Source organism: Sphingomonas bacterium, from assembly GCF_903644135.1.
Taxonomy (GTDB): Bacteria; Pseudomonadota; Alphaproteobacteria; order Sphingomonadales; family Sphingomonadaceae; genus Sphingomonas.
In genome coordinates this window covers 1-3,437 of record NZ_CAHJXA010000305.1, presented here as the reverse complement: position 1 = coordinate 3,437, position 3,437 = coordinate 1, and the positions used below count along the sequence as shown (strand labels likewise).

Annotated in this window: 5 protein-coding genes; 4 read left to right on the top strand and 1 reads right to left on the bottom strand. The window is 68.3% G+C overall.

What is annotated here, in order from left to right; translation table 11 throughout:
* Positions 1 to 184: lycopene cyclase family protein (locus HUU96_RS13435; RefSeq protein ID WP_254605229.1), on the top strand; the 184-nt coding region annotated here is incomplete at its 5' end.
* A complete protein-coding gene (locus tag HUU96_RS13430; RefSeq protein ID WP_174293262.1) occupies positions 181 to 1,659 on the top strand; it encodes a phytoene desaturase in 1,479 nt (492 codons plus the stop codon). The genes HUU96_RS13435 and HUU96_RS13430, both read left to right, overlap by 4 nt.
* A gap of 37 nt (positions 1,660 to 1,696) precedes the next feature.
* Here the strand turns inward: HUU96_RS13430 and HUU96_RS13425 are convergent, their stop codons facing one another.
* On the bottom strand, positions 1,697 to 1,942 hold the full coding sequence (locus HUU96_RS13425; RefSeq protein ID WP_174293261.1) for a GCG_CRPN prefix-to-repeats domain-containing protein: 246 nt from the start codon (positions 1,940 to 1,942) through the stop codon (positions 1,697 to 1,699).
* A gap of 144 nt (positions 1,943 to 2,086) precedes the next feature.
* Between HUU96_RS13425 and HUU96_RS13420 the strand changes: the two genes are divergently transcribed.
* Both HUU96_RS13420 and HUU96_RS13415 read left to right on the top strand, forming a co-directional pair.
* Positions 2,087 to 2,668 (top strand): TIGR00730 family Rossman fold protein, encoded by a 582-nt coding sequence (locus HUU96_RS13420; protein WP_174293260.1) that lies wholly within the window; start codon positions 2,087 to 2,089, stop codon positions 2,666 to 2,668.
* Positions 2,669 to 2,783: 115 nt separating this feature from the next.
* The coding region (locus HUU96_RS13415; RefSeq protein ID WP_174293259.1) for a phytoene/squalene synthase family protein at positions 2,784 to 3,437 on the top strand (654 nt) is incomplete at its 3' end.

The following is a 3,437-nucleotide window of genomic DNA, read 5'->3' as shown; positions in this document are numbered from 1 at the left end:
CCGCGCGGCCGCGCCCGCGGAACGACACCGGGTGTTCGCGCGCTTCTATCGTCTCGACCCGCGGCTTATAGACCGCTTCTATGCAGGCAAATCAACGATGATGGACAAGGCCCGGATCCTGTCCGGCAAGCCGCCGGTGCCGCTGGGCGCGGCGATCGCCGCGATGGCGGAGCATGTGCGATGAGGAAGGCGATCGTCGTCGGCGCAGGCTTTGGCGGCTTGGCGCTCGCCATCCGGCTGCAATCCGCCGGCGTCGACACGACCATTGTCGAGGCGCGCGACAAGCCGGGCGGCCGTGCCTATTATTGGGAGCGCGACGGCTTCACCTTCGACGCCGGCCCGACCGTCATCACTGATCCCGCCTGCCTGGAGGGATTGTGGGCGCTGTCCGGGCGACGGATGGCGGACGACATCGTGCTCGATCCAGTCACGCCCTTCTACCGGCTCAATTGGCCCGACGGCACCAATTTCGACTACACCAACGACGACGAGGTGCTCCACCGCGAGATCGCCAAGCTCGATCCCGCCGACATCGCCGGCTATGGCAAGTTCCTGGAATATGCCGCCGGCGTGTACCGCGAAGGCTATGAGAAGCTCGGCCATGTCGCGTTCCTCGACTTCGCGTCGATGATCAAGGCGGCGCCGGCGCTGGCCAAGTACGAGGCGTGGCGCTCGGTCTATTCGATCGTCTCGCGCTACATCCGCAACGAGAAGCTGCGCGAGGCGCTCAGCTTTCACACGCTGCTGGTCGGCGGCAATCCGATGACGACCAGCGCCATCTATGCGCTGATCCACAAGCTGGAGCGCGACGGCGGCGTCTGGTTCGCGCGCGGCGGCACCAACCGGCTGATCGCCGGCATGGTCACGCATTTCGAGCGGCTGGGCGGCGTCGTACGCCTGTCTGATGCGGTCGAGACGATCGAGACGCTGGGCGATCGGGTGACCGGTGTCGTCACCAAGTCAGGCTGGCGAGGCGAGGCGGACATGATCGCCGCCAATGGCGACATCGTCCACACCTATCGCGACCTCCTGGCGGGATCGCGCTCGGCGCAGCGCACGCGCACCAAGCTGGAGCGCAAGCGCTTCTCGCCGTCGCTGTTCGTGGTCCATTTCGGCGTCAAGGGGACGTGGCCGGGCATCCCCCACCACATGATCCTGTTCGGGCCGCGCTATCGCGGGCTGCTCGCCGACATCTACGAGCATGGCGTGCTGGCGGAAGATTTCTCGCTTTATCTCCACCATCCGACCGTCACCGATCCGAGCCTTGCGCCCGAGGGGATGAGCACCTTCTACGTGCTAGCGCCGGTGCCCAACCTCGCCAAGTTCCCGGTCGACTGGGACGAGATCGGCCCGATCCTGGAGAAGCGCATCCTCGACGAAGTCGGCCGGCGGCTGATCCCCGATATTCACGAGCGGATCGTCACCAAGTTCAGCTACAGCCCCAAGGATTTCGGCGAGGACCTGTCGGCCCACCAGGGCAGCGCCTTCAGCCTGGAGCCGATCCTGACGCAAAGCGCCTGGTTCCGGGTCCACAACCGCGACGACAATATCCCGAATCTGTATTTCGTCGGGGCCGGCACTCACCCGGGCGCAGGCATTCCCGGCGTGGTGGGCAGCGCCAAGGCGACCGCCAAGCTGATGCTGGAACAGGGGCGGTAGGGCTTCCGGCGATGTCGCCGGAAGCCCAGCTCAGCCTCTAGCGATAGCGCCAGCCGTCGCGATAGCGCTCGCGATGCTGGTAATAGCGATGGCCATCCCAATAGCCGCGATCGTAGCGGTTACCGACGATCAGCGCCGGGCCTCGGCCTGGACCGCCATTGGGGAAGCAGCGCCCGTGCGGACCGGGATGGAAGCCGCGACCGCAACCGCCGGCGGCATCGGCAGGAGCGGTGGCGGCGACGGCCACGCCGGCAGCGAGGGCAAGGGCGATAAAGCCTTTCATGGGACGACCTTTCTGATCGAGTTACGCGAACATGTCCCGGCTGGGACGGCGGCTAAACGCGCATTCGCCACCGCCGTTCCGGGCGCGTCACGACGGTAAGCGATGCACTTGCCGCCCTCGGCGCCTTGGCCTAGCGCGGCGGCCATGAAGCGCCTCGCCATCTATTGCGGGTCGGCGACGCCCGCCGATCCGCTCTACCTTCAGGTCGCACGCGAGGTCGGCAGCACGCTGGCGGCACGCGGCATCGGCGTGGTCTATGGCGGCGGCCGGCTCGGGCTGATGGGCGCGGTCGCCGACGCGGCACTGGCGGCGGGCGGCGAGGTGATCGGCGTGATCCCGCAGGCGCTGGTCGATGCCGAGGTCGCGCATCGCGGCCTGACCGAGTTGCACGTCGTGCCGGGGATGCACCAGCGTAAACAGGCGTTCACCGACCTGTCGGACGGCTTCGTCACCATCCCCGGCGGCACCGGCACAATGGACGAATTGTGGGAAGCGCTGAGCTGGGCGCAGCTGGGCTATCACGCCAAGCCGGTCGGCCTGCTCAACACCGCCGGCTATTACGATGCGCTGATCGCGTTCTGGGGCAAGATGGGCGAGGTCGGCTTCCTGCGGCCGCAGCATCGCGACCTGTTGATCGTCGCCGATACGCTGGCGGCGCTGCTCGACGCCATGGCGGCACATCGCCCGACCCAGCCGATCGTGCGGATGAAGACGGCGGACCTGTAGCGTTGCACCCCTTCCTTCTTTCGTCACCCCGGGCTTGTCCCGGGGTCCAGGGCCGCAAGCGATCCCGTTTTTGGCTCTGGATGCCGGGACCAGCCCGGCATGACGGGTGGGGTGCATGACCTCTGCCCCATCACCAGACCGCGCGGCGATCGTCGAGGCGGCGCGGCGATCGATCGCCAAGGGATCGAAGAGCTTCGCCGCCGCCAGCCTTTTGTTCGACCGCTGCACGCGCGAGCGCGCCTGGCTGCTCTACGCCTGGTGCCGCGCCGGCGACGACATCGCCGACGGGCAGGAGTCAGGCCACGACATGCGCGCCGTCGATGACGCACCTGCCCGCGTCGCGGCGCTGCGCGACCTGACCGATCGGGCGCTGGCGGGGCAGATCGTCGGTGAGCCGGCGTTCGACGGCCTGCGCGTCGTCGCGGGCGAGACCGGCCTGCCCGCCGCCTGGCCGCAGGCGCTGATCGACGGCTTCGTCCTCGATGCCCAGGGTTGGCGACCGCGCACCGAGGACGACCTCTACCGTTATTGCTGGCATGTCGCCGGGGCCGTCGGCTGCATGATGGCGGTGGTGATGGGGGTCGCGTCCGGCGACGGGGCGACGCTGGACCGCGCCTGCGACCTGGGCATGGCGTTCCAGCTGGCCAACATCGCCCGTGACATCGGCGAGGATGCCGCCGCCGGCCGCTGCTACCTGCCCGCAGACTGGCTGGCTGAGGTTGAGATCGCGCCTGGCGAGGTGATGGCGGCGGCGAACCGCCCGGCGCTG